This window comes from Listeria weihenstephanensis (assembly GCF_003534205.1).
Lineage (GTDB): Bacteria > Bacillota > Bacilli > Lactobacillales > Listeriaceae > Listeria_A > Listeria_A weihenstephanensis.
On sequence record NZ_CP011102.1, the window covers coordinates 648,744 to 673,846 of the forward strand.

Sequence of the window (25,103 nt, forward strand, 5' to 3'; positions counted from 1 at the left end):
GATGACTGCGACGGAAAAGCCGAAAGTGGTCGTGATTGGCGGCGGGACAGGTTTGCCGGTCATACTGCGAGGCTTGAAAAAACAACCTATTGATTTGACTGCGATTGTCACGGTTGCTGATGATGGCGGGAGTTCGGGCAAGATTCGCGAGCAAATGGATGTATTGCCGCCTGGTGATATTCGGAACGTGATGGTGGCGCTGTCGAATACGGATCCGCGGATGGAAGCTTTGATGCAATATCGTTTTAAAGTGGAGGGTGATTTGTCGGGACACGTGATTGGAAATCTGATTTTGACGGCGTTATCGCAGTTGAATGATAGTTACGTGGAGGCAATTGAAGTGCTTAGCAAGGCGATGCGGATTCGGGGGAAAGTGATTCCAGCAACGGATCGGCCGCTAATTTTGAATGCGATTATGGAGGATGGTTCGCTTGTGCAAGGGGAGTCGGTGATTCCAATGCAGGGCCAGCCGATTGACCGCGTGTTTATTACGCCGGATGATGTGAAGGCTTTGCCGGCCGCGATTGAGGCGATTCATGATGCGGATTTGATTGTGCTTGGGCCGGGAAGTCTGTACACGAGTATTTTGCCGAGTTTGCTGGTGCAGGATTTGCAGGATGCGATTTTTGAAAGTAAGGCTTACAAGGTGTATATCTGCAACATTTTGACGCAGGTCGGGGAAACGGATTTCTTCACGGATGCAGATCATGCGCAGGTTATTTTGAACCATGTGGGGCGGCCGATTATCGACGCGATGATGATTAATACGGCGGAAGTGCCGCGACATTTGATGTTCCCTGATGATGTTATGCAAGTCGAGCAGAATTTTGAGAAGGATCATGCGCTGAATATTAACGTCATTGCAGGCGATTTGCTCACGACAGAAGGCGGATTAGTAAGGCACGCTGCGGATAAAGTGACGAATACATTATTACAGATTCTGATGAATTTGAAAGAAAAGGAATGAGGGTCTATGTCCTTTGCCTCGGAAACAAAGAAAGAATTAACCAATTTAGACATTACAAAAACGGACGCAAAAGTAGAACTGTCAGCTTTTATCCGCATGAACGGCGCTGTCTCTTTCTCTAACCAGATGATGGTTGTGGATGTTCAGACCGAAAATGCAGCGATTGCGCGCCGAATGTACCGTCTTTTAAAAGAATTATATCAAGTGCCGATCGAGTTACTTGTACGCAAAAAAATGAAATTAAAGAAAAATAACGTCTATATTGTACGATTGAAAGCCAAGACGAAAGAGATCCTGGCTGACTTAGCGATTCTAAATGATGGCGTTTTTCAAAATGCGATTAATCCGGCGTTAATCAAAACAAAGAATGCACGCCGAGCCTACCTTCGTGGGGCTTTTCTAGCGAGCGGTTCGGTTAATAATCCAGAAACATCTTCGTATCATTTGGAGATTAATTCGGTATATGACGAGCATAATGAGGCGATTTGCCAATTGATGAATAGCTTCAAACTCAATGCGCGGACGCTGGAACGCAGAAACGGCTACATCACGTATTTGAAGGAAGCTGAGAAAATTACAGAATTCCTAAATATTATTGGCGCAACAGGTGCGTTACTTCATTTTGAAGATGTGCGGATCATGCGCGATATGCGGAATTCGGTCAATCGGCTCGTGAATTGCGAGACTGCGAATTTGAATAAAACGATCAACGCGGCAGTGCGCCAAATCGACAATATCAAGTTTATCTCGGCGGCAGTTGGCTTGGAAGCACTCCCAGGGAAATTGCGCGAGATCGCTGAATTACGTATGACACACGAAGATGTCACGCTACAAGAACTTGGCGAAATGCTATCCAGCGGCCCAATTAGTAAGTCTGGTATCAACCACCGACTGCGGAAACTCGACCAAATCGCGGACCAATTGCGAAGCGGCGAATCTCCATCACAGCTCGGCTTGAGAGTACCATCTAAATAAAAAAAGAAAAACGAAAAGGATGCGATCAAACCATGTCAAAATTGTTTTCTACGTATAAAATTAAAAATCTTACTCTGAAAAACCGCCTTGCGATGTCCCCAATGTGTATGTATTCCGTTGAAACAGACGATGGAGTGGCAAATGATTTCCATTTCGCACATTACGTTTCCCGTGCAGCAGGTCAAGTTGGCCTCATCGTACTAGAAGCAACTGCGGTTCAAGCGGTCGGCCGGATTTCCCACGGCGATCTAGGATTATGGAATGACGAACAAATTCCAGCGTTAAAACGAATTGTGGATGGCGTTCATTACCACGAAGCAGCTATCGGAATTCAATTGGCACACGCAGGTCGAAAAGCAGTTTTAGACGTAGATCCAGTTGCACCAAGCGCTGTAGCATTTGATGATGAAAGCAAAAAACCGCACGAACTAACGGCGGCTGAAATAGAAGAAGTTGTTGCTGATTTTAAAAAGGCAGCATTCCGTGCAAAAGAAGCAGGTTTTGACGTTATCGAAATTCACGCGGCACACGGCTATTTATTGCATGAGTTTTTATCGCCAATCTCGAACTTGCGCGACGATGAATACGGCGGCCCAGCAGGGAACCGTTACCGCGTATTGGGCGACGTGATTAAAGCAGTCCGCGAAGTATGGGACGGTCCTCTTTTCGTTCGTATTTCGGCAACAGATTATGCACATGGCGGCTTGACTGTAGATGATTATATCCCATTCGCCAAATGGATGAAAGCAGACGGCGCGAATTTACTAGATGTCAGCAGTGGCGCGCTAGTAAACACTGTTCCAAAAGTATTTCCAGGATATCAAGTTCCATTCGCTGAAAAAATCCGCACTGGCGCAGGAATCGCAACAGGCGCAGTAGGTCTAATTACGACAGGCGTTCAAGCAGAAGAAATTTTGCAAAACGAACGCGCAGATCTGATTTTCTTAGGACGCGAGTTGTTGCGTGACCCGTATTGGGCTAGAACAGCTGCGAAGGATGTTCGTGGAGAAGTGACTCCGCCTGAGCAGTATTCGCGTGGTGGTTGGTAACGAGATAGAGAAGACACGCATTCCAGATTGATTGGGATGCTTGTTTTTTGCCTGCTTAATATGTATAAAATAGATAAAGGGAGCTAAAGACATGATTTTATTACGTGAAGAGCCTCAAGCAAAGATTCCTATCTATATCCACGAACAAGATACTGAGCTACGAAATAATATGGTCGCGTATATTGAAAATTTTATTGAAACAGAACAATTAGAAATGCGGGTGGTATTGGCAACAGGAGACCCCGTCGACTTACTGGAGACTGTTCGGAAAAAGAATCGGCCTGGAATATGTATTTTAGACTCCACATATAAGCACTTTTTAGAATTAGCTAATGCTATCAAAATGGACTACCCCAGAGGCTTTATCATGTATACAGCGTCTCCCTTAGAATTAGAGGCCTTGAGAGGGAAAGTAACGAATTACATTATGAAATACGACTATAGAAAAATTGCTTCATGGCTTATTGAATGCTTTCAAAAAAGCAAAAAAGTAAAAAAATACCTAGCAATAGCGGATGGTTCTAAATTTCGCTATGAAGCTTTAAAAGATATTTTATACATTACAGCAGCACTTGAACCTCGTCGTTTACTGCTATCTAGTAGGAATAGGCATATTGAATTCTACGGTAGATTAAAGGAGATAGAGCCACAATTGAATGATCATTTTATTAAGATAAGCCGTTCTGTAATCGTAAATCAGGATTACATTAAGTCAGTAGATGCGAGTAAAGGAATTATTAACTTGACTAATGGCGAACAATTAAATATTCCTAAATCTCTTTAAAAATCGCTGTAAAATGTTCGCGTAGAAGTATGTATATAAATCCGTATTTTCTATGGTGAAAATGCACGGTTTCAACAAGAAGAATAAAAGCCTATTCATTACCATGCAAAATTTCTGTGTACAAGTCCTCATACAAATCTTGATGATCGGTTTCTTCTATGTTTTCAGTCAAATTATTCTCGGCTAAGAACAGTTTACTTTTTGGTTCTTCCTTTGTCGGGTACTTGCTCAAAAAGGCATTAGTTAAAACATAGTTATCTCCCGAAGTACTGTCCCTAAGGTAGAGGTAGTAAGCTTTTCCTGTCTCCATTTTTTTGTAATTATCCACAGTCAAAGTTCTGGCTTTTCCCTCAATGGGAACATTTGTAGCTACATCCTCTAGAACTTTAATTTTGTCGCCTTCTTTTAGAGTACTACTCTCATCCTTTTGTATGTCGGTTATAGTAACACCACTGAGCGTATAAAATTCAGTAGGTAATGTATTTTTGTCACTTTCTTTTTTTACGGTCTGTTCTTCATCATTTTTAATGACTTCAACAACAATTGGTGAGGTATTTTCTAATTCATCCAGATCAGATGCAAGGGAAGAGTATTTTCCGTGGAATGAAATGATTGATCTGTCGTCCGTAACTTTTTCGTCAATCTTTGTTGTTTGAGCCTGTTGGGGGCTCTTATTGTTTCCTTCCACAGTTTTATTAGCGCCATTCATTGAGCATCCAGATACAAAGAGTAATAATAGGCTGCTTGCTATTACGATTTTTTTCATAGTTAGTTCCTCCTTAGCCAAAACGATGAGTTTAGTGTTTCAAGGCCATTCAGTGTACCATATCACAAAAGATGATAAAATGAAAGCGCGTTAATTAATGCTGATAGGAAGTGCGCTCAGCATTCAACTAAAAATAATAATTCTGTTTCAGAGTTTTTTGGTTACTAGCTATGAGGCAGAAAGAATATATTGGACTAGTAGCCAAATGAATGGAATCAATTTTGTGGTTGACGATAGAAGAGTTTAAACAGGAGGTTATGAATTAATGGGTCAATATATACCAATAACAATGGTTGCTGTGTTTGTTATTGTCATAGCTATTCTCACGATTGTTATCAGAAAATCTGTAAAGAAAAATTAGTTATAGAAACATCTCCGCGTGCCCATAAGGTTATTCTGCATGGGCGAAATCGCCAAATTGAATTTTACGGCAAACTAAAAGATATGGAATCCAAACTAGATGATCGATTTTACAGAACACATCGCGCATTTCTAGTCAATAAAGATCATATTTTAGAAGTGGATACAAATAAAAATTTAGTCCACATGATCAACGGTGAGAAATGTATGGTTTCAACCAGAAAAATAAAAGGCTTAAAAAAAGAAAATTAGGGATAGAAATTTGGAAGGAGTTCTAGTTTTCTATCCTTCTTTATTATACCTAAAACCAATAAAAGTTATATATGTAACGCAAAAACACCCCCTTTTTTGCGTTTACGAACGAAAAACCGACATTCACGACCAAATCAGAAAAAAGCAGTGTTTCTATCGTATAATAGGTTTATGGAAATAAGGCTTACCGAGATGAGCCGTTTGAATCACATTATTCGATGCTGAAAGGAGTAGATCAGGGCATGATGAAACCGATTGTTCAAGCAAAAATGGCTAGCACACAACCTTGCTTATTTTTCCAAAAGGAAATCGTGCATGATTTACAATTTTTTAGTCCAGTCTTGGCTAAAATTAATTTAGTAGACCGTAGTAGTGAGGATTCGAAGTGGGACTGTCTTATGTTAGCAGTATTTTCAAAGCTTGATCGTGAATATATAAATAGAAAAGACTACATTTTAGATCAATTTCCAGTAGCAGGAAATTATCCAAAATATAAGATGCTAATTACATACCGTGGTTACATATATTTTTTGGATACTATCACAGGCCATGTTGGGATCAGTGATAACCGATTTATGGTAGGACTTAATCGCGACAAGCTGTACATGATTGTTTATCGGGATGAGGCACTTTACAGCAAGTCGTTGAGAGGGAAGAGCCATCTTCTTTCTCAAGACGGAATGGTAACACGTAACATAGAGAAAACATTGAATGAGAATGAAATACCACATGATAGGGTAGAAATTGCAGAGTTTGTTAATTCGGACAGAGCTAGTGAAATATCGCTAGTTTCTGTCTGGGAATTAGCACTCGGTGAATAGGGAGGCGAATTGGAATGTTTAGTTTGACCGTCCCCAATATGGCAGCAAAGATTACCAGAACGATTTTCCGCGACAGGGAAGTTGATGAAGATAGGTTTGCCATTGTAAAATATGGCGTAGAAATATTTTTAGTGAACGTGACGAAGGGGATTACCGTATACTTGTTAGCGATAATTCTAGGAGTTTTTTTTGAATCGTTATTAGTTCATATGGCTTATCTCTTTGTTAGAAGACATTCTTTTGGATTACATGCTAGGACAAGTGTGGGATGCACTTTCATGAGCCTGATAGTATTTGCTGTAATTCCATATGTATTTCAGGGTGTTGTCTTGTCTAATTCACTTATTATTTTTAGTAGTGCATTTATTTTACTGAATATTTCGTTATATTCTCCTTCCGATACAGAGAATATGCCGCTTTTTAACGCACAAAAAAGACACAAATTGAGGGTTAAATCTATATTCAACACAATGATTGTTATAATATTTGTTTTATTGCTACCGTGGACAGAGGTGAAAATTTGTTTATTATATGGAGCGTTGATTCAGACAATCATGATTCATCCATGGAGTTATAAATTACTAAGAAGGAGATATAATAACTATGAAAAAGAATAAATTTGGTTCTATAAGTATGAAAAAACGGATGGCTATTTTTGCAGAAGATAAAATAGTTAAATTTGCGGAAAAATCTGTTAATAAATCGTGTGTACTTCACTTATATGAGCCTGAGATACCTAAGCAGTTATTAGGAAAAAATAACTAAATAGACTTATTGCATTTGTAAAATAGAGTATTTTAGACTATAATTTAGTTTGAGTACTCTATTTCATTTTATGGGAGGGCATATGATATCATTTTTACTTAATGCTATACAAGTATTTTGTTTAATTATAGGAGTTCAAGTACTGGGGCGTGTCAGATTTTCATGGAAATTGACTACGCTACTTACCATTGGACTATCTATAGGAGCTTATTTTGTTTTTATCAACTTTATGTACTTCTCTGTCCCGTTTATGATACTTGTATCTGGGATTGCTCTTTTTCTCAAAACTAAGAGCATAAAGTTGTCATTAATTGCAACAACAGGGACATTTATTATTTTAGTGATTTCTGATGCATTAGCAGGCCAAACATTAGGTGCTACTTACAAAGATCAGCTGCTACTTTATGGGGTGTTGCTCTTAATTTATGCTAGTACTATCTTTAAAATTATGGATATTATTCTAGGTAGAATAAATAAAAGAGTTATTTTTCAAGGGAAATTTCTTTTATTAATTTTAATAATCAGTTCTGTAACAATTGGTGTGTTTTACTTCTTTATTTGGCAAAGCGAAAAAACAGGATTTTCTCAACAAAGTTTGAGAGCAAATGCGATAGTATTTATAATATATACCTTGATAATGCTTGTGGTGTTATTTATTGTGATTCAAGGAGCTGTCAAAAACGCCAAAGTCGAAGCTCAAGCGCTCCAAATGAAACAACTTCGCGAATATGTTGGTGCACTCGAAGCCCTTCAAAAAGATATGCGGGTTTTCAGGCATGATTATGTGAATATGCTTTCGGGAATCAATGGTTTCATCACGGATGAGGATATGGACGGGTTGAGTGTTTATTTTAGGACGAAGGTTATACCGATGAATTCGGATATGGAAGTGAACATTTCGAAGCTTGCGACGTTACATAATCTAGAAGTTGTTGAATTGAAGGGATTGTTTGCAACGAAGATGATTCGTGCTCAGGAGTTGGGTGTGGATGCGCAAGTAGAAATTTTCAAAATGATTAAGAATGTTAACATGGACAGTATTGATTTATGTCGTGCGGTGGGGATTTTGCTCGATAACGCGATTGAGGCTGTTGTTGATACGGATGATCCAACGATACGCGTTGCAATTATTCAGAAAAAAGAAGCGATTGTACTCATTTTTGCTAATAGTTTACCAGACGATGCGCCAGCTGTGCATCAGTTTTTTGAGGAAGGTTTTTCAACGAAGGGTGAGAATCGCGGAATTGGGTTGTCGACTTTGAAGAAAACGTTAAAGAAATATCCGAATGTATCTCTAGAGACGAAGATAACGCAGCAAGGCTTTGTACAGGAATTGGAAATAGGCTAACTTGGAGAGGGTGAGGAGATGATAGAGGTCTTTATCTGTGAAGACGAGAGTAATCAACGAAATCAGATTGTCAAATATGTCGAAAATTACATTATGATTGAGAATTTTGATATGGAACTTGCTTTATCCACAGGTGATCCTGAAGAACTTTTATCTTACGTCCAATTTAGTGGCGAAGGTATGGCTCTTTACTTTTTAGATGTAGACTTGAAGCATCCGAGGCTAGATGGTTTGGCTTTGGCGCAGAAGATTCGAGAATATGATCCTAGAGGGTTTATCGTTTTCATCACAACGCACGCGGAACTGAGTTATTTGACTTTTACTTACAAAGTGGAAGCCATGGACTATATTATTAAGGACGATTTCGAGAACGTGCGGAATCGGATTTTTGATTGTATGAAAAGCGTGGAAGAACGGGTTGGCAGGGAACGTAAGGATGTTGGGAAATACTTCACGATGAAACTAGAAGAGAAGGTTATTCATGAGCTCTATGATGATATCCTATTTTTGGAAACTTCGGCGAAGGCACGGCGGATTATTTTGCATGCAAAGGATCGCCAAATTGAATTTTATGGAAGAATGAAGGGCTTAGACGAGAAATTAGACGAGCGGTTTTTCAGGACGCATCGGTCGTTTATTTTGAATACGGATAAAATTGAATCGATCAATTATTCGAAAGGCACGATTACGGTTGTAAATGGAGAGATTTGCACGCTTGCTACTCGTTTGGGAAAAGAGTTGCGTGAGTTCATAAAAAAACGTACATAGAAAAATCCCGTATTAACTCGTTATGTTGAGAGCTAATACGGGATTTCTTTGTGTTTATTTTAATCCGGCTTTGTTTACAACGATATCATCGATTAGGCCGTATTCTTTGGCTTCGCTTGCAGTCATGAAGTTGTCGCGATCTGTGTCGCGTGAAATAACTTCGATTGGTTGACCTGTGCGCTCTGCCATGATTGTGTTCATGCGTTCTTTGATTTTTAGAATGTGACGAGCTGCGATTTCGATCTCAGTTGCTTGACCTTGTGCGCCGCCGAGTGGTTGGTGAATCATAATTTCAGCATTTGGAAGTGCGAAACGTTTGCCGTCCGCGCCAGCTGTAAGTAGGAATGATCCCATTGAAGCCGCCATACCCATCGCAATTGTTTGAACGTCCGCTTTCACGAAGTTCATTGTGTCGTAAATCGCCATCCCAGCAGAAATACTTCCGCCTGGAGAGTTGATGTAAAGGAAAATATCTTTCTCAGGGTCTTGCGCATCGAGGAATAGTAATTGTGAAACGATCGAGTTCGCTACGTTATCATCAATCGCGCTCCCTAGCATAATAATCCGATCTTTAAGTAAACGGGAATAGATGTCATACGCGCGTTCCCCACGGCTAGTTTGCTCGATTACTGTTGGAATTAAATTCATAATAAAACGCCTCCTGTTTTAAGTATATTTCAATTAAAAAGCACGACTTTCTTGCCTTTTATTTCTTACTTGATGCTTCTATATTACACGATTGGTCAAACTAGGTCAAACGAAAGGCTCGAATGAAATATTCATGTAAGATAAAGCTTGTATAATTGGGAGTTTTCCGATATAATTATTGATTGTGAGTGTAGTAAAAATTCGTCCTCGTGGTGCAACGGATAGCACGTGAGCCTCCGAAGCTCGAAATATAGGTTCGATTCCTATCGAGGGCACTTGAAGTAATTTCGGAAATGCAATGAAAATGGCTATAAATCGCTTTGTACGAGCGGTTTTGGGATTAACGAAACTTTCTTTTTGTACCCTATAGTGTCCTATAATATCTAAAAATTTGTGGCATTTGTGGCGTTATTTGTGGCAAGATGTTAGCTTTTAGCAGCGAAGAATGAATCAAGCTTCGTTTTGTTGTTGTTTTTTAAACTTTCGCTTAAATGGCTGTAATATTTCAATGTTGTATTAATGTCTTCATGCCCTAACCTATCTGCAACATAAATAATATCCATTCCAGCTTCAACACACAGGCCCGTGTGCGTATGTCGTAGTTTATGAAGTGTTAATTCGTCGCTTTCAATAATCTTGCATAGCTTCTTTAATTCCTTATTCACGCCAGTGTTAGATATTGGGCGATGTGTTCCAGTTCTATTGAACAACAAACCGAATGTATTGTTAGAGTTATCGACGTTTTCACTATGCCACATTATATATTCTTTAACCATCTTACTTGTCAATGTATCCATGAAAATTGTACGAGATTTCTTTGTCTTTGTATCAATGAAATTATGCGTAAATTTATAATCCCAAGCTTTTGTAACAGCGATCGTTTGATTCTTGAAATTAATATCCGTATTAGTCAGTGCTATTATTTCTTCGAATCTCATTCCGGTTCTAATAGCTAACAGTATTACTCCACGAGAAGTGGAGTTCTTTTTTTGTAGTTCTTGAACTAATAGTTCTACTTTATCCGTTTCCATGAACTTTTTTTATTTTTAGCAACATCTTCTCCGCTCATTACAGTCCCTTTCGTGTTTTTTTTCGTGCGTATCCTAATTCTACTGCTTTATTGTAAATAGCTCTAATTTCACGGTGTCTAGTGTCCACAGTGGCTAGGGCGTAATCCTCTCCTAGGTAATTGATGAAGCGTTGGTATTTGACTGCATCAATGGAATCAAGTAGGATATCGCCAAAAAAATCAATAAATTGTTCATAAGCTAATTCATATAAGATCTCTGTAGAACGACTAACTTTGTTATCTTTGTAGGTACTCATATAAAGTTCATAGAATTCACCAATTTTCCATTTCTTTGCTGAAAAATCTTCTTGTTTCGTTTCTTTTTTAATTTTGATGCGCGATAAATTAAATTGTCTTTATCAGAATCGGTTAATCGTTTTTCTTTCCATTCGCCATTTACTTTTATACGTAGACGAATAGTGTAATCGCCATTAGTTTTTTTGGTTATTTTCATGTTTTTACGCTCCTTTAAATATGTTTTTTTGTAAATGGAATGCAAGCTTTTAACTTTTTTAAATGAAATGCAAGTAATTTATCGTTTACACTCTGCCAATGGTAGGGTATACTATAATTATCTATAGTAAATAACAAGGAGTTGATTAATTTGGCTATTTTAACACCTAAATCTAAAAGTTTTAGTTTGAACGATACAGAATATAAAAGAGCTGAAAAAGTTTTGTCTGGAAGAAAAACTCCGCAAAGAGCGCAACAGATTAAAGAAACAAGAGAGCGTATGAAAAACGCTATTGATATCAAAGTTAAGTTCTAAGGAGTGTAGGGATGACATCGGGACAGGAAACTTATATCCAACCATTGAGCAATTACGTTAATATAAAAAGAGAATTAGATCAATTTGATTGTGATAATGAATTACTAAATGATTTTTTAAAAGATGAGGCAATGAATTATGATAAAGCCGACTGTGGGCGGACATGGGTACTGAAATCCGAGCACATGATAGTTGGCTTTTTTACTTTGTCAGCTTCCCAAACGGAGATAAAAAAATTTTTCAAAAAAGAGAAACATCGTAAAGGGAAGCATGTTACTATCTATCCTTGCGTTCATCTTTCATACTTCGCTATCCATAAAGACTACCAAAATCAAGGCATCGGAACCGCGCTTATGAAGCAAGTATTTAAAATGGTATGGGTCGAGATTTCACGTTTTATTGGTGTTAATGTCATGACTGTAGACGCCAAAGCGAAAGCCGTTAATTTCTATAAAAAGATGGGGTTTGAAACACCTACGTCTAGAAATCAAGATGGTGATTTGTTCATGGCAATACCTCTTTCTGAAATTGAAGATATCCTATTGGATACATAAAGTTTTAACCGTCAATCATGGCGGTTTTTTAATATCCTTAAAACAGTGCACACGTTCGGTTAAAGGGCCGCAGAAGCACATTTGGCGGTGGGCTTGCTGGGGTTTATTTAGTTATGAAGTACATGCGTTGAAAAGAAAGACCATTAAGATTATCAAAAATATTAAGCTCATACAACCGCAGCCAATACCTTGTAAATCTTTTCCGAAACCTTCAAGTTTACTTTGAGTGCTAGCGGGATAAACTATATTAGTCCCACAGCTAGGGCAGAACTTCTCACCAGATAATTTTGTACCACAATTAGGACAGTATATTGTAGGAAGCCTCCTTGTTAGTTAAATAAAATTAATCATTTAAATGTTGAATAGCATAAGAAGAACAATGTATAGCCGAAGTCTCATACTAATTTGAGAAAAGATAGGTGCTCTAATTTTTCTGTGGCGATAACTTCGAGATACTGGTGGATATAAACATTAAAAAATTCGAAAGATATCGTTACTCAGATTCAGAACCGCATGATAGTAACCTATTGTGAATTGTAGGAAATTTCAATACTGGTTCATTCATGCGGTTGTTTTTATGCCCAATTCACCGTGATTTACATTTGATAAATTACTATATTTTATGCTACAATTCACGTGACAGCAATTATGGATATCTTTAAATTTCAGAACATTCCCACTAATTTGTTTGATAATGAACATAATAAAAACGGGCAGGAACACGAGGATATTACGCGGGATAATATGTCGGGTGGAATAATTTAATGAGATGGGGGATTTATATGAATCCGGTGACAGCTTTTACGATTATCATGCTTATTTGGACTATTGGTGATTTTGTGGCTAAGAAAACGAAGTCGCTTATTTCTTCTTTACTTGTGGCGGCGATTATTTTTATTGTCGGGTTTAAAACGAATCTATTTCCCGAAGATTTGTTGACTAGTTCGTCTTTACTGGCGCTGGGTCAGACGGTTATTGGCATGCTGATTGTTCACATAGGGACGATGATTAGTATTGATGAACTGAAAAAGCAGTGGAGAACGGTTCTTATCGGTGTTTCGGCTATACTCGGCATTATTGTTTTTCTTTTTACGATTGGTTCTTTATTTTTGGATCAAAACTTCATCATTTCGGCAATCGGGGCGATTAGTGGTACGACGGTTGCAGTTATCATTATTCAAGAAGCGGCTCTGGCATCTGGATTGGTGTTGGTTGCTGTTTTTGCTGTTTTGATTTCGGCTTTTCAGGGCTTGATTGGGTATCCGCTGACGTCGGTTATTTTGCGGAAAGAGGCGCATCGTCTGCGGGGAGAATATCGGTCGGGCAAGTTGAAAGTGAAGGCGCCGGTCGAAAAAGAGACGAGTAAGGAACCGGGAACGATCTTGCCGCAAGCGTTTCAAACGACGGCGGGGACTTTGTTTGTAGTCGGTGCGGTGGTCATGTTGGCTGGGTTTATTGCTGATATTACGAATGGGATTCTGAACCAATTTGTTGTGGCGTTGTTGCTCGGTATCTTACTTCGTGCATTTGGTATTCTGAAACCGAACATTTTGACTGGTATTGATGCGTATGGGCTGATGATGATTGGGATTCTGCTCATTATTTTTGGGCCGCTCGCTACGTCTTCTGTGGACGATTTAATTGCGCTGATTGGGCCTCTTTGTATCGCGTTTGCCATTGGGGTTACAGGAAGTGTCGTTTTTTCAGCTGTTTTGGGAAAACTTCTTGGGTATAGTATGGCGATGTCGATGGCGATTGGGTTAACAACGCTCTATGGTTTTCCTGGAACGATGATTTTGAGTCAGGAGGCCGCGAAAAGTGCTGGTGAAAACAAGGATGAAATCGCGGCGATTGAAGGCGAGATATTACCGAAAATGATTGTTGCTGGTTTTTCGACGGTGACTATTTTGTCGGTGGTGGTTACGAGTGTTTTGGCGGGTTTTATACATTAGGTGGAGGTTTTACTCGGGTTTTTCTAAAACAGATATTGGCTTAACGCTGTTGTATTAAATACTATTAGTTAAAATTGAAACTGCTTGGTGTCAACGTTTTGGGAATTGTAAAAGGTTTTCAGAAGCCGTTGTTTCAGGCAGTTTTTTTGTGGCTAATATTGCTTACTTTAAATGATTTGAAAACGCTCGCATTTTTATTGCTTTTGCTGTAATCTTAATTTGACGGGAGGTGGTGGACATATGAATAAGAGAATCTGGGTAGTCATCATAATTTTATTTATTTGTGTAGGTGGGTATTTTGTGTACAAATTAAGTTTTGGAAGTTCTAATTATAAATGGGATGGGCATAGTAAGGAGTGGAGCGCCAAGTTTGGTATATCAAGAAACTCGGCTAACGATATGTATTCAGGTACAGTAAATTGGTTTGGGGATTCAAGTGAGAAGAAAAGGATATATATCGATCGGATTGAGACTTTTTTCAATGGGGAGAAAATTGACTCATCGGAAATAAACCGTAAATATTATGATGGATTACCTTTTGCAGAATTTCAGCAAGATGTAGAGGGAGATACTAAAATAAAGATAGTCATTTTTGGCGAAATCGGTAAGAAGGAATTTTCTGAGGAGTTAACGTTGAGCAGAGATTGATGAAAAAGCTTTTTACAAGAATAATCGTTGCTTTTTTGCTATGATGGATTGCGAAAGAGGTGGGAGCATGAAATTAGGATATGCGTGTATTAATATGTCGATGCCTTCGAAGTTCAGGACTTGTAGATTGCGGACGGTCGAGGAGCAGGGGCTGGGCAAGGTGAAGGAGATTGCGGTACATAATTTGGCGGAGGTTATCCGGGTTTTGGAGTGGAATATCGAGCATGGGATTTTCTTTTTCCGGATGTCGAGTGATCTTATTCCTTTTGCGTCGCATCCGATTATGACGTGGGATTGGCAGCGTGATGCGGATATTCTGGCGTTGACGGCTGAGATTGGTCGGTTGCGGGAGCTTCATGATATGCGGTTGTCGATGCATCCTGGGCAGTACACGATTATTAATTCGCCGCGCGCGGATGTTGTGGAGAAGGCGATTGCGGAGCTTACGTATCATCAGCAGTTGCTGGATTTGGTCGGGGGTACGGATATGATTTTGCATATTGGTGGTGCTTATGGGGATAAGAAAACGGCAAGTGAGCGCTTTATTCGGAAATATAACGGCTTATCAGAGGATATTAAGCGCTTATTGCGGTTGGAAAATGATGATAAGACGTATACGGCGAATGATGTTTTAGGAATCGCTCGGGCAACGGGTGCCACGGTTTGTTTTGATATCCATCATCATATTTGTAATCATGAGGAAAATGCGGATGTGGCGCAAATTGTGTCGGATGTCTTTAAAACGTGGGAAACGACGCCAAAAATGCATATTAGTTCTGGGAAAACGGGAAGTACGGATCGGTCGCATCATGATTTGATTCATAAGGAGGATTTTGATCGGTTGATCGGGTTGCTTGCTGGGCGTGATGCGGATATTATGTTTGAGGCGAAGCGTAAGGAGCAGTCGGTTTTGGCATTGAGGGAAGAGCTGTGAATAGAGGTTTACTGATAGGCTAAGTCGTGATAAAATGATGAGTAATGAGCGATGGAGGCGAGTTGCAATGACGAAGAGGACGCGTGCGGAGGAATTGATTTTTACTCGAAATAAGATTTTAGCTACTGCTCGTGATCTATTCATGGAGAAGGGCTACAGGTCGGTTTCAACGCGTGATATTGCGGCGCGGTGCCAAATGACGCAGCCAGGGATTTACCATCATTTTAAGGATAAAGAAACGCTTTATGTTGAGGTTGTCAGGCAGTTGACGATTGAGATTCAGGCGGATATGATTCCGATTGAAAAGGCGAATAGTACGCCACAAGTTCAGTTGAAAGCGATGTTAATGATGCTGATCGAGAACCATCCGACGAATATTTTAATGATGATTCATGATATATTGAACGAGTTGAGCAAGGAAAATCAGTTTTTGATGTTTCAGCTTTGGCAAACGACTTATTTAGAGCCTTTTAATCGGGTTTTTAAGACGATTTCGGATCAAGGGATGTTGCGTGATGGAGTGACGAGTGAGACGGCGGCGCGTTATTGTTTGTCGACGATTAGTCCGATTTTTGCGAGTGATAGCCCGTTTCGCCAAGGTTCGATGTCGGACCGCTTGGATGAATTGATTGATTTTATGATGTTTGGAATTTGTAAAAAAGAGGTATAATTAGAGTGTCTCTTTTTTTATAAATAAATATTTATCGACCGATAAACGAAAATATTGATCGACTGATAAGTGAAAAATAAGGGGGAAGATGAGATGAGTCATAATATTTTTGGTAAAATTGCGAACGCGGTTGGGGGTAAGCGGGGACGCTGGATAACGCTGGCCGTTTGGATTTTGATCGTCATTGCGTTGCAGGTGTTTTTGCCGAAATCGGCGGATTATAAAGATGACGCGGCGCCTGATTTAGCGGCTTCGGAACCTTCTGTTGTTGCGCAAAAAGTGATGGATCAGCAGTTTCCGAGTGGGGAAGGCACGCCAGCGCTCATTACGTGGTACCGGAGCACTGGGCTAACGAATATGGATTTAGCGCAGATTCAGAAATTTTCTAAGGAGTTACAGCAAAACCCCGTGGACCATCAGAAAACGGTGGTTCCTTATGATAAAATGCCGTTACCTGTTGTAAAGCAGCAGGTTTCAAAGGATGGCACGACGTTTATTCAGACGGTTTTAATGGATTCGGCGGCGACTTCGGATGAACTGAAAACGAGTTTTGAGGAGTTGGAAAAAACGGCGAACGGAATTTTTGCGGATAAGCCGTTTGATCAGAAAGTGAGCAGCAAGGACACGTTGACGGCGCGCACGACAGGACCTGCGGGGATTAGCGTGGATGCGACGGAGCTGTTTAGTGACGCGGATGTGTCGCTTCTGATTGGGACGGTCATGCTTGTTTTGATATTCCTACTCGTGATTTATCGATCGCCGATTTTGGCGTTTATTCCGCTGATCGCGGTTGGCTTTGCTTACTTAGCGGTGACGCCGATTATTGCGTTGCTCGGTAAGGAGGGCATTATTACGTACGGGTCGCAAGGGCTTTCGATCATGACGGTGCTGTTATTTGGGGCTGGGACGGATTATTGTTTGTTCCTGATCGCTAGGTTCCGCAGTCAGCTTCATCATGATACGAATCGCTACACGGCATTCAAAAAAGCTTTTAGTAACACGGCGGGGGCGATTGCGCTTAGCGGTTTCACGGTCATGGCGGCGTTACTTATTTTGCTCGTTGCCAAATACGGCTCGATTCATAATTTTGCGGTACCGTTTAGTTTATCGATTTTGATTATGATGATCTCCTCCTTGACGCTAGTTCCCGCGCTACTCGGCATTTTTGGTCGGGTTTCATTCTGGCCATTCGTACCGCGCACAGAGGAAATGGCGAAGGAACATGCTGCGAAAAAAGGCAAACCTGTGAAAGTACATCGGGAAAACCGTTTTTGGCACCGTGTTGGTGAAATTTCAGCACATCACCCGATCAAAACTTTCGTGATTACACTCTTGATTCTTGGTGGATGCGCTCTTTTTGCAACGCAGGTCAAGTACACGTATGACACGCTTTCGACGTTTCCTAAAGACATGCCATCGCGTGAGGGCTTCACTTTAATTAGCGATCATTTCGGTGCGGGCAAGCTAGCTCCGATGAACTTGATCGTGAAAACGGATGGTGAAAAAACGGATTTACGTACTAATTTACAGGAAACGGACGGTGTTGCGAGTGTTTCTGTAGGCATTCCGAGTGCGAAAAATCCTGACTATACGATGTTTACGATTGAGCTTGCCGATAACCCTTACAGCAATGCGGCGATGGACCGCGTTCCAGATATTCGGGATACGGCAGAAACGACACTTAGTGACGCAGGGCTTTCAAAAGATAACGTCTGGATCGCTGGTCAAACGGCGACACAATATGATTCGCGGGCTGTGACTAAGCAAGATGAAGAGTTGATTATTCCGCTCGTTATAGGCCTGATCGCATTGCTACTACTCGTTTACTTGCGTTCGGTAACAGCGATGGTTTACTTAGTAGCGACGGTATTGCTTTCCTTCTTCAGTGCACTAGGTCTTGGTTGGCTGATTATCCATTACGTCATGGGAGTTGAGGCGATTGCAGGGCTGATACCGATTTATGCGTTCGTCTTTATCGTGGCGCTCGGTGAGGATTACAATATATTCATGATCTCAAGCATCTGGAAAAAGAGCCGGGAATTGCCACTACACGAGGCGATTGCAGAAGGCGTAGGACAAACGGGTGGCGTGATTACATCGGCAGGTTTAATTTTGGCAGGGACATTCGCTGTTTTAACAACCCTTCCGATTCAACTACTCGTCCAATTCGGCCTAATCACAGCAATCGGCGTACTACTGGACACGTTCATTGTTCGCCCGTTCTTAGTGCCCGCAATTACAATGCTTTTCGGCAAATGGGCATTCTGGCCAGGTAAAGGACACAACAAAGAAAGATAATAGGTGAAAACTTCCGATGTTATAAAGTATAGACTTTGTAGCATTGGAAGTTTTTTAGTGATAATGGATGAAAGCAGTTTTGTGATAGTTAAAATATATAAATAAATAAGTCTTGTTTCCCACCTCAAAAAGTATATAATAGAGATATCAAATGGGGGTGGGTGTAATGATGAACATCGTGGATATGCATTGTGATGCGCTTTATAAACTGCAGGCGGGTGTTGGGAAAGTGATGTTCCAGGATTCAGAGCAACTGGACGTCAACTTTGAAAAGATGATTGCAGGCGGTATCAAAATGCAGGCTTTTGCGATTTTTCTGGACCCAACAACGCCTGTCGAACAAAAGTGGAAAAAAGCACTGGAGCAGGTGAACATTTATAGGCAACATGTTTTGCATCGGAATGGGGTTATTAAGCCGCTTAGACAATGGTCGGATGTGGATCGTGTGCCCGAAGAGAAGATTGGGGCATTCCTTACGCTTGAGAGTGTGGAACCAATTGGCGCGGATTTGCGTAAATTGGATCAGATGCTGGATTATGGCGTGTTGTCTGTAGGGTTAACTTGGAATAATGCGAATTTAGCAGCCGATGGTATTGAGGAATCGCGCGGTGCTGGTTTGACGGATTTCGGTAAAGCGATTGTGGCGAAATTAAATGACCGGAAAGTGTTTACTGATGTTTCTCATTTAAGCGAGAAGGCTTTCTGGGATGTGATGGAGCTCGCAGATTACCCGATTGCAAGCCATTCTAACGCAAAAGCGATTTGTCCTCACCCTCGAAATTTATCGGATGAGCAGATTAAGGCGTTGCTTGAAAAAGATGCGATGATTCATGTTGTTTTCTATCCGTTATTCGTGAAGGAAACGGCGGACACGGTATATATGGATGATCTAATTGCGCATATTAAGCATATTTGTGATCTTGGTGGTGCTAAAAATATTGGTTTTGGTTCTGATTTTGATGGAATTCCGTATCATATAGAAGGTTTGGAAGATTGTTCGAAATACCCAGACTTCATAACGGAGCTTAGAAAACACTTCACAGATCAGGAAGTCAAAGGCTTTTGCTACGATAATTTTATGAATCATATACCGAGATAAGACACAGACACTTCCCAGAAAAATTGGGAGGTGTTTTTAATTAGGTCTTATCGAGGTGGTTTTTGCGTGTTATAATAGAGGAGACGAGTACGAAATAGGAGGAGTTATCTCATGAGACTAGAGTCTAATTTTGTCCAAAAGCAGCAGCAGGCACAATCGATGAAGCTAATGATGACACAACAGTTGTCGCAATCGATCGCGATGTTGCAGTTTAATATGGAAGATTTGACGGCTTTTCTGGAAGATAAGGCGCTTGAGAACCCTTTAATTGAGGTAGTTCCAGGCAGAGAAATGGCTCCGGATTACACGAGCACGATTCGCAAAAAAAATAATCTCGCAGGGTCAGACGATACGGATTGGCTGGAGCAGATTGCTGATACAACGATGACGCTCGCAGATACGCTGAAGGAACAGATGCAGTTTCTAGATATGACGAGCCAGCAGAAGTTAGCGTTGTTGTTTTTAATTGAAAGTTTGGATAAGAATGGTTATTTGCAGACGGATGTGGATGTTGTAGCGTCAGCGTTACTTATTTCTGAGGGCGACGTTTTGGAGATGTTAGAGACGCTTCAAGGCTTTGAGCCAGCTGGGGTGGGCGCGCGCGATGCGAAAGAGTGTATTTTGCTGCAGATTGAGCGGCATGAAGATGCACTGGACCATGCCTACGCGCTGATTCGTGATTATTTTGAGGACTTTGCGAATAAGCGTTGGAAGAAAATTGCGGATGGCATGGGAATCGGGATGGTGGATATTCAAGCGATTTCTGATTTTATTGTGACGTTAAAGCCAAAACCGGGTGCGGAATTTGAGTCGGATCGGGTGCAGTATGTCGTGCCAGATTTGGTGGTGCAGCAGGTCGGTGATGAATTACAGGTCTCAGTGGCGAAACAATTTTTACCGCGAATGAAATTCCAAGAGGGCTATTTTCAAATGATGCAGGCGACGCAGGAAAAAGATGTGGCGGCATTTTTGAAAGAGAAGGCTGGCGAATTTGACTGGTTGAAAAAGGGCTTGGAGCAACGGGAAAGTACGATTGGCCGTGTTGGTGAGGCGATTGTGCGGCATCAGCGAGATTTCTTCTTGCATGAGGGTACGCATTTGCAACCGTTGACGTTGAAGGAAATCGCGGAGGAAATCGAGGTACACGAATCTACGGTGAGCAGGGCTGTGAATGGCAAATACATGGAAACTGCACAAGGCGTGTATGAATTGAAGTTCTTCTTTTCATCGAGCCTTGCGAAAAAAGCAAGCGAGGAATCGGATGCTGGTGATGTTTCGAGCCAGAGTATCAAGAAGCTGATCCAGCAGCTTGTGAATGATGAGAATAAGTTGAAACCATTATCTGACCAAAAAATTGTCGAGATGCTGGATGATAAAGGTATTCAGGTGTCGCGACGTGCGATTGCAAAATATCGTGGGGAGTTGCAAATTCTATCCTCCTCCAAACGCAAACGGTTCGCTTAGAGGAACGAGAAATGATCATCTGCGTCGTTAAAGGCCGTGTTCTGATGCCTCTTGTACAGGTCTCGTACATTCCGCTTCGGTACGCGCCTTTGCCTAGCAGCCAATCAATTGTCGACCCTCCACGACGCAGCGCTACGGTCGGGATATAAAGAACACAAGACTTTAGATCTGTTTGAAATGCTCATGTTTTAACATAAGTGTTTCGTGGAAAGTATAGAGTGTTGTATATAATATAGTAGGAACAGAGTGTTAAGTGTCTGTGAATATTTCTTTAATTTATACCTTAAGACTTGAATTATGACCCAATCACTGGTAGAATAGCTGTTGTAGGGTAATGAAATAACAACTTGTTTTACAGCATGCGATTTTACGAAAAGAGATGGGTTAGTTTAGAAACGATGAAGATGACTAGTATCGGAAATACAGTTGGTAGTGTGTTTCACAGGGATAGCAGTCATAATAAGTTTACTAGCAAAGACTTCGTTCTCTTGTTTTTTTAGTTTTATCGGGACATCTTATGACTAAGCGGGTCAAGAAGAGTCCAAGAAGGTTAGGAGACTTTGAAATGTCAGATATCATTAACATTCAAAAGAAATTGTTACCCGACATGCTTCTTGTCATGCAGAAGCGCTATCAAATCTTGCGTTCGATTTATTTTGCGGAACCGGTTGGTAGACGGACACTTGCCCAAATGCTGGGTATGAGTGAGCGGGTACTACGCGGTGAAGTAGAATTTTTAAAAGCACAGGGATTGATTGGCATTGCTCCTGCTGGGATGACAGTGACGAAGGATGGTCTGATTGTGTTTCGCGAACTAGAATCAGTTATGAATCAATTAACTGGGATACATACAATGGAAGATCGACTGCGCGAGAAATTAAGGATCAAAGCTTGTTTTGTTGTTCAAGGTGACAGCGATGTAACGCCGTGGGTTCTGGAAGAAATGGGACGTGTGGCGCTCGAGCAACTCGATATATCGTTAACGGAGAATAAGAATATTATCGCTGTAATGGGCGGTTCTACGATGGCAACGCTAGCCGAAATGATGACACCAGATTTTGCAAATGGGCGCGAATTACTTTTTGTCCCAGGACGTGGTGGGCTTGGTGAGGAACTAAATAACCAGGCGAACACAATTTGCGATAGGATGGCAACGAAAACGAATAGTAAGCACCGCATGTTTTACGTGCCGGAACAACTTGGCGAGGAAGCGTATCAATCATTGTTAAAAGAGCCCGCAATTCAAGAAGGACTGCGACTCGTACAATCTGCAAATGCTATTTTACATGGTATTGGAGATGCGAAAACAATGGCTGCGCGGAGACACACGAATGCCGAAGCAATGCAGAAAATTACCGATAGGAAAGCGGTTGGTGAAGCATTTGGCTACTACTTCAATGAAGAAGGAGAAGTCGTGTACAAGGTTCCAACATTTGGTTTACAATTTGAAGACCTACCTCAGATACCGAACATTATCGCACTCGCAGGAGGCACTTCAAAGGCCAAAGCAATCAAGTCGTATATGAAAACCGCTCCGTCAAATACGATTTTAGTAACAGACGAAGGAGCCGCAAACATGCTTTTAAAAGGGGAAAACACCCTTTTGAAATAAAAAATTTCATTATTTTCAAGGAGGAAATTGACTTATGACAGTTAAAGTTGGTATTAATGGTTTTGGACGTATCGGACGTCTAGCATTCCGTCGTATTCAAAATGTGGAAGGTATTGAAGTTGTTGCAATCAATGACTTAACAGACGCTAAAATGTTAGCTCACCTGTTGAAATATGATACTACTCAAGGTCGTTTCGATGGCGATGTTGAAGTACATGATGGTTATTTCAACGTGAACGGCAAAGAAGTTAAAGTTTTAGCTAACCGTAACCCTGAGGAATTACCATGGGGCGAACTAGGTGTAGATATCGTTCTTGAGTGTACTGGTTTCTTCACTGCGAAAGAAAAAGCAGAACTACACATCAAAGCTGGTGCTAAAAAAGTTGTTATCTCAGCTCCTGCATCTGGCGACATGAAAACAATCGTTTATAACGTAAACCACGATACTTTAGACGGAACTGAAACAGTTATCTCTGGTGCTTCATGTACTACTAACTGTCTTGCTCCAATGGCTAAAGTATTAGAAGACAAATTTGGTATTGAACAAGGTCTTATGACTACAATTCACGCTTACACAGGCGACCAAATGACGCTTGATGGTCCTCACCCAGGTGGAGACTTCCGTCGTGCGCGCGCTGCAGCAGAAAACATCACTCCTAACACGACTGGTGCTGCTAAAGCAATCGGTCTTGTATTACCATCACTTGTTGGTAAATTAGACGGTGCTGCTCAACGTGTTCCAGTTGCAACTGGTTCATTGACTGAATTAGTAACTGTTCTTAAGAAAGACGTTACTGTTGAAGAAGTGAACGCTGCAATGGAAGCTGCAAGTGATGCAGACACATTCGGTTACACTAATGATCCAATCGTTTCTTCTGATATCCAAGGAATCACTTACGGTTCTTTATTCGATGAAACTCAAACTAAAGTCCTTTCAGTTGGCGGCAAACAATTAGTGAAAACTGTTGCTTGGTATGACAACGAAATGTCTTACACTGCACAATTAGTTCGTACACTTGAATATTTCGCTAAAATTGCTAAATAAGATTGCTAAGAACTAAATAATAAACAAATAAGCGGGAACAGGTCTTTTGTTTCCGCTTTTTATTTGAAAAGTATGGAGGAAAAGAATTATGGCTAAAAAAGTTGTGACCGATTTAGACTTAAACGACAAAAAAGTTCTAGTACGTGTTGATTTTAACGTTCCAATGAAAGACGGTAAAATTACCAATGATAATCGTATCGTAGCGGCACTTCCAACGATTCAATATATCCTTGAGCAAAACGGTAAAGCAATTCTTTTCTCTCACTTAGGTAAAGTGAAGACAGAAGAAGACAAAGCGGACAAATCACTTCGCCCTGTTGCTGAACGTTTGAGCGAATTATTAGGTAAAGAAGTGAAATTCGTACCTGTAACTCGTGGCCCAGAGCTTGAAGGTGCAATTAACGAAATGAAAGACGGCGACGTTATTCTTTTCGAAAATACGCGTTTTGAAGATGTTGACGGTAAAAAAGAAAGCAAAAATGATCCAGAGCTAGGCAAGTATTGGGCTTCTCTAGGTGATGTTTTTGTAAATGACGCATTTGGTACAGCTCACCGTGCACATGCTTCTAACGTTGGAATCGCTTCTAACCTAGATTCAGCGGCAGGCTTCCTAATGGAAAAAGAAATCAAATTCATCGGTGGCGTTGTGGATAACCCATCACGTCCGCTTGTTGCAATCCTTGGTGGCGCGAAAGTTTCCGACAAAATCGGCGTTATCGAGAACTTAATCGAAAAAGCAGACAAATTACTTATCGGTGGCGGAATGGCATACACATTCTTCAAAGCACAAGGTAAAGAAGTCGGCATTTCTCTTTTAGAAAAAGACAAAATCGATCTTGCGAAGAGCTTACTTGAAAAAGCAGGCGACAAATTAGTACTTCCAATCGACAATGTTGTTTCTCATGAATTCAGCAACGACGCACCATTCCACACGGTTGACTCGAACCACATCCCGGCTGACGAAGAAGGTTTGGATATCGGTCCTGCGACAGTGGAACTTTTCACAAAAGAATTGCAAGGCGCGAAAACGGTTGTTTGGAACGGTCCTATGGGCGTATTCGAAATGAGCAACTTTGCTAAAGGAACAATCGGCGTTTGTGAAGCAATCGCGAATCTTGAAGGCGCAACTACAATCATCGGCGGTGGCGATAGTGCAGCTGCAGCGATGGACCTAGGTTACGCTGACAAATTCACACACATTTCAACTGGTGGCGGAGCTTCTCTAGAATACCTAGAAGGCAAAAAACTACCAGGCGTCGAATCTATTAGCGATAAATAAGAATTGAAACTGTTAACCTCTCGTATTTCGCAGGTCACGATAGAACCTGCGAGCCTCAGCGTGTCGACAAATGCTTAGATTTTAGGCAAAGCTGAGTACCGAAGCGGAGCATACTTGGGTATGGTGACTGAAAACAGGGAGAGAGTAGTATCCTCGACCATGTGAGAAGTTATGCGTAACTCTTTTGTGTAGAAGAGCATCGGAACG

28 protein-coding genes and 1 tRNA gene are annotated in these 25,103 nt (G+C 40.9%); 23 read left to right on the plus strand and 6 right to left on the minus strand.

Annotated elements, in window-relative coordinates; translation table 11 throughout:
* The first annotated feature begins 1 nt into the window (after window position 1).
* From UE46_RS03140 to UE46_RS03155, 4 genes are all read left to right on the plus strand, one after another.
* Window positions 2-967: a gluconeogenesis factor YvcK family protein gene (locus tag UE46_RS03140; RefSeq protein WP_036062070.1), complete on the plus strand. Its 966-nt coding sequence runs from the start codon at window positions 2-4 to the stop codon at window positions 965-967.
* Between the two features lie 6 nt (window positions 968-973).
* Window positions 974-1,942: a DNA-binding protein WhiA gene (gene whiA, locus UE46_RS03145; protein ID WP_036062069.1), complete on the plus strand. Its 969-nt coding sequence runs from the start codon at window positions 974-976 to the stop codon at window positions 1,940-1,942.
* A 32-nt stretch (window positions 1,943-1,974) separates the two neighbouring features.
* Window positions 1,975-2,991 (plus strand): NADPH dehydrogenase NamA, encoded by a 1,017-nt coding sequence (namA, locus tag UE46_RS03150; RefSeq protein WP_036062068.1) that lies wholly within the window; start codon window positions 1,975-1,977, stop codon window positions 2,989-2,991.
* A 91-nt stretch (window positions 2,992-3,082) separates the two neighbouring features.
* Window positions 3,083-3,775 (plus strand): LytR/AlgR family response regulator transcription factor, encoded by a 693-nt coding sequence (locus UE46_RS03155; RefSeq protein ID WP_036062067.1) that lies wholly within the window; start codon window positions 3,083-3,085, stop codon window positions 3,773-3,775.
* Between the two features lie 91 nt (window positions 3,776-3,866).
* On the opposite strand, the gene UE46_RS03160 is transcribed toward UE46_RS03155, so the two are convergent.
* On the minus strand, window positions 3,867-4,541 hold the full coding sequence (locus tag UE46_RS03160; protein WP_118907386.1) for a hypothetical protein: 675 nt from the start codon (window positions 4,539-4,541) through the stop codon (window positions 3,867-3,869).
* Window positions 4,542-4,904: 363 nt separating this feature from the next.
* Here UE46_RS03160 and UE46_RS16445 point away from each other — a divergent pair, with 363 nt between their 5' ends.
* From UE46_RS16445 to UE46_RS03190, 6 genes are all read left to right on the plus strand, one after another.
* On the plus strand, window positions 4,905-5,153 hold the full coding sequence (locus tag UE46_RS16445) for a LytTR family DNA-binding domain-containing protein (RefSeq protein WP_257791172.1): 249 nt from the start codon (window positions 4,905-4,907) through the stop codon (window positions 5,151-5,153).
* A 242-nt stretch (window positions 5,154-5,395) separates the two neighbouring features.
* On the plus strand, window positions 5,396-5,974 hold the full coding sequence (locus UE46_RS03170) for a hypothetical protein (protein ID WP_036062066.1): 579 nt from the start codon (window positions 5,396-5,398) through the stop codon (window positions 5,972-5,974).
* Window positions 5,975-5,988: 14 nt separating this feature from the next.
* Entirely contained in the window at window positions 5,989-6,591 is a 603-nt protein-coding gene (locus tag UE46_RS03175) for an accessory gene regulator B family protein (RefSeq protein WP_051493009.1), read from the plus strand.
* The gene (locus UE46_RS03180) at window positions 6,578-6,739 is read left to right on the plus strand and encodes a cyclic lactone autoinducer peptide (RefSeq protein WP_077912572.1); all 162 of its coding nucleotides are present in this window, start codon (window positions 6,578-6,580) and stop codon (window positions 6,737-6,739) included. Before UE46_RS03175 ends, UE46_RS03180 begins: the two co-directional genes overlap by 14 nt.
* A 301-nt stretch (window positions 6,740-7,040) precedes the next feature.
* Window positions 7,041-8,087, plus strand: a complete 1,047-nt coding sequence (locus UE46_RS03185) for a sensor histidine kinase (protein WP_051493008.1) — start codon at window positions 7,041-7,043, stop codon at window positions 8,085-8,087.
* An 18-nt stretch (window positions 8,088-8,105) separates the two neighbouring features.
* A complete protein-coding gene (locus UE46_RS03190) occupies window positions 8,106-8,855 on the plus strand; it encodes a LytR/AlgR family response regulator transcription factor (protein WP_036062064.1) in 750 nt (249 codons plus the stop codon).
* A 54-nt stretch (window positions 8,856-8,909) separates the two neighbouring features.
* On the opposite strand, the gene clpP is transcribed toward UE46_RS03190, so the two are convergent.
* Window positions 8,910-9,503: an ATP-dependent Clp endopeptidase proteolytic subunit ClpP gene (gene clpP / locus UE46_RS03195; RefSeq protein WP_036062063.1), complete on the minus strand. Its 594-nt coding sequence runs from the start codon at window positions 9,501-9,503 to the stop codon at window positions 8,910-8,912.
* A 203-nt stretch (window positions 9,504-9,706) separates the two neighbouring features.
* Between clpP and UE46_RS03200 the strand changes: the two genes are divergently transcribed.
* A tRNA-Arg gene (locus UE46_RS03200) sits at window positions 9,707-9,778 on the plus strand.
* A gap of 150 nt (window positions 9,779-9,928) precedes the next feature.
* Here the strand turns inward: UE46_RS03200 and UE46_RS16220 are convergent.
* The 3 genes from UE46_RS16220 to UE46_RS16230 are packed head-to-tail and all read right to left on the minus strand — an operon-like array spanning window position 9,929 to window position 11,026.
* Window positions 9,929-10,534 carry a site-specific integrase gene (locus UE46_RS16220; RefSeq protein ID WP_233230974.1) on the minus strand — a complete coding sequence of 202 codons (606 nt, stop codon included), beginning with the start codon at window positions 10,532-10,534 and terminating at the stop codon, window positions 9,929-9,931.
* 37 nt (window positions 10,535-10,571) lie between these two features.
* Window positions 10,572-10,829 carry a phage integrase SAM-like domain-containing protein gene (locus tag UE46_RS16225; protein WP_233230975.1) on the minus strand — a complete coding sequence of 86 codons (258 nt, stop codon included), beginning with the start codon at window positions 10,827-10,829 and terminating at the stop codon, window positions 10,572-10,574.
* Window positions 10,826-11,026: a hypothetical protein gene (locus UE46_RS16230; RefSeq protein ID WP_233230976.1), complete on the minus strand. Its 201-nt coding sequence runs from the start codon at window positions 11,024-11,026 to the stop codon at window positions 10,826-10,828. The genes UE46_RS16225 and UE46_RS16230 overlap by 4 nt, the downstream gene beginning before the upstream one ends.
* A gap of 150 nt (window positions 11,027-11,176) precedes the next feature.
* On the opposite strand from UE46_RS16230, the gene UE46_RS16235 reads away from it, so the two are divergent.
* Both UE46_RS16235 and UE46_RS03210 read left to right on the plus strand, forming a co-directional pair.
* Entirely contained in the window at window positions 11,177-11,341 is a 165-nt protein-coding gene (locus tag UE46_RS16235) for a hypothetical protein (protein ID WP_159103113.1), read from the plus strand.
* Window positions 11,342-11,352: 11 nt separating this feature from the next.
* On the plus strand, window positions 11,353-11,895 hold the full coding sequence (locus UE46_RS03210; protein ID WP_036062062.1) for a GNAT family N-acetyltransferase: 543 nt from the start codon (window positions 11,353-11,355) through the stop codon (window positions 11,893-11,895).
* Between the two features lie 111 nt (window positions 11,896-12,006).
* On the opposite strand, the gene UE46_RS16450 is transcribed toward UE46_RS03210, so the two are convergent.
* Window positions 12,007-12,207: a putative zinc ribbon protein gene (locus UE46_RS16450; RefSeq protein WP_077912575.1), complete on the minus strand. Its 201-nt coding sequence runs from the start codon at window positions 12,205-12,207 to the stop codon at window positions 12,007-12,009.
* A gap of 452 nt (window positions 12,208-12,659) precedes the next feature.
* On the opposite strand from UE46_RS16450, the gene UE46_RS03220 reads away from it, so the two are divergent.
* The 10 genes from UE46_RS03220 (at window position 12,660) to UE46_RS03265 (ending at window position 24,896) form a co-directional block, all read left to right on the plus strand.
* The gene (locus tag UE46_RS03220) at window positions 12,660-13,847 is read left to right on the plus strand and encodes a hypothetical protein (protein WP_233230977.1); all 1,188 of its coding nucleotides are present in this window, start codon (window positions 12,660-12,662) and stop codon (window positions 13,845-13,847) included.
* Window positions 13,848-14,087: 240 nt separating this feature from the next.
* Window positions 14,088-14,495 carry a DUF4944 domain-containing protein gene (locus UE46_RS03225; protein ID WP_036063557.1) on the plus strand — a complete coding sequence of 136 codons (408 nt, stop codon included), beginning with the start codon at window positions 14,088-14,090 and terminating at the stop codon, window positions 14,493-14,495.
* A 67-nt stretch (window positions 14,496-14,562) separates the two neighbouring features.
* Window positions 14,563-15,429 (plus strand): UV DNA damage repair endonuclease UvsE, encoded by an 867-nt coding sequence (uvsE, locus tag UE46_RS03230; RefSeq protein ID WP_036063555.1) that lies wholly within the window; start codon window positions 14,563-14,565, stop codon window positions 15,427-15,429.
* A gap of 67 nt (window positions 15,430-15,496) precedes the next feature.
* Window positions 15,497-16,099 carry a TetR/AcrR family transcriptional regulator gene (locus UE46_RS03235; RefSeq protein ID WP_036063552.1) on the plus strand — a complete coding sequence of 201 codons (603 nt, stop codon included), beginning with the start codon at window positions 15,497-15,499 and terminating at the stop codon, window positions 16,097-16,099.
* Between the two features lie 93 nt (window positions 16,100-16,192).
* Complete coding sequence (locus UE46_RS03240; protein ID WP_036063549.1) at window positions 16,193-18,397, plus strand: MMPL family transporter; 2,205 nt, start codon at window positions 16,193-16,195, stop codon at window positions 18,395-18,397.
* 169 nt (window positions 18,398-18,566) lie between these two features.
* Window positions 18,567-19,496, plus strand: coding sequence for a dipeptidase (locus UE46_RS03245; RefSeq protein WP_036063563.1), 930 nt, complete (start codon window positions 18,567-18,569; stop codon window positions 19,494-19,496).
* 111 nt (window positions 19,497-19,607) lie between these two features.
* A complete protein-coding gene (gene rpoN, locus UE46_RS03250; RefSeq protein ID WP_036063547.1) occupies window positions 19,608-20,960 on the plus strand; it encodes an RNA polymerase factor sigma-54 in 1,353 nt (450 codons plus the stop codon).
* 565 nt (window positions 20,961-21,525) lie between these two features.
* Window positions 21,526-22,572: a sugar-binding transcriptional regulator gene (locus tag UE46_RS03255; RefSeq protein ID WP_036063544.1), complete on the plus strand. Its 1,047-nt coding sequence runs from the start codon at window positions 21,526-21,528 to the stop codon at window positions 22,570-22,572.
* A gap of 34 nt (window positions 22,573-22,606) precedes the next feature.
* Window positions 22,607-23,617 (plus strand): type I glyceraldehyde-3-phosphate dehydrogenase, encoded by a 1,011-nt coding sequence (gene gap, locus UE46_RS03260; RefSeq protein ID WP_118907388.1) that lies wholly within the window; start codon window positions 22,607-22,609, stop codon window positions 23,615-23,617.
* 88 nt (window positions 23,618-23,705) lie between these two features.
* The gene (locus UE46_RS03265; RefSeq protein WP_036063542.1) at window positions 23,706-24,896 is read left to right on the plus strand and encodes a phosphoglycerate kinase; all 1,191 of its coding nucleotides are present in this window, start codon (window positions 23,706-23,708) and stop codon (window positions 24,894-24,896) included.
* Window positions 24,897-25,103 lie beyond the last annotated feature (207 nt).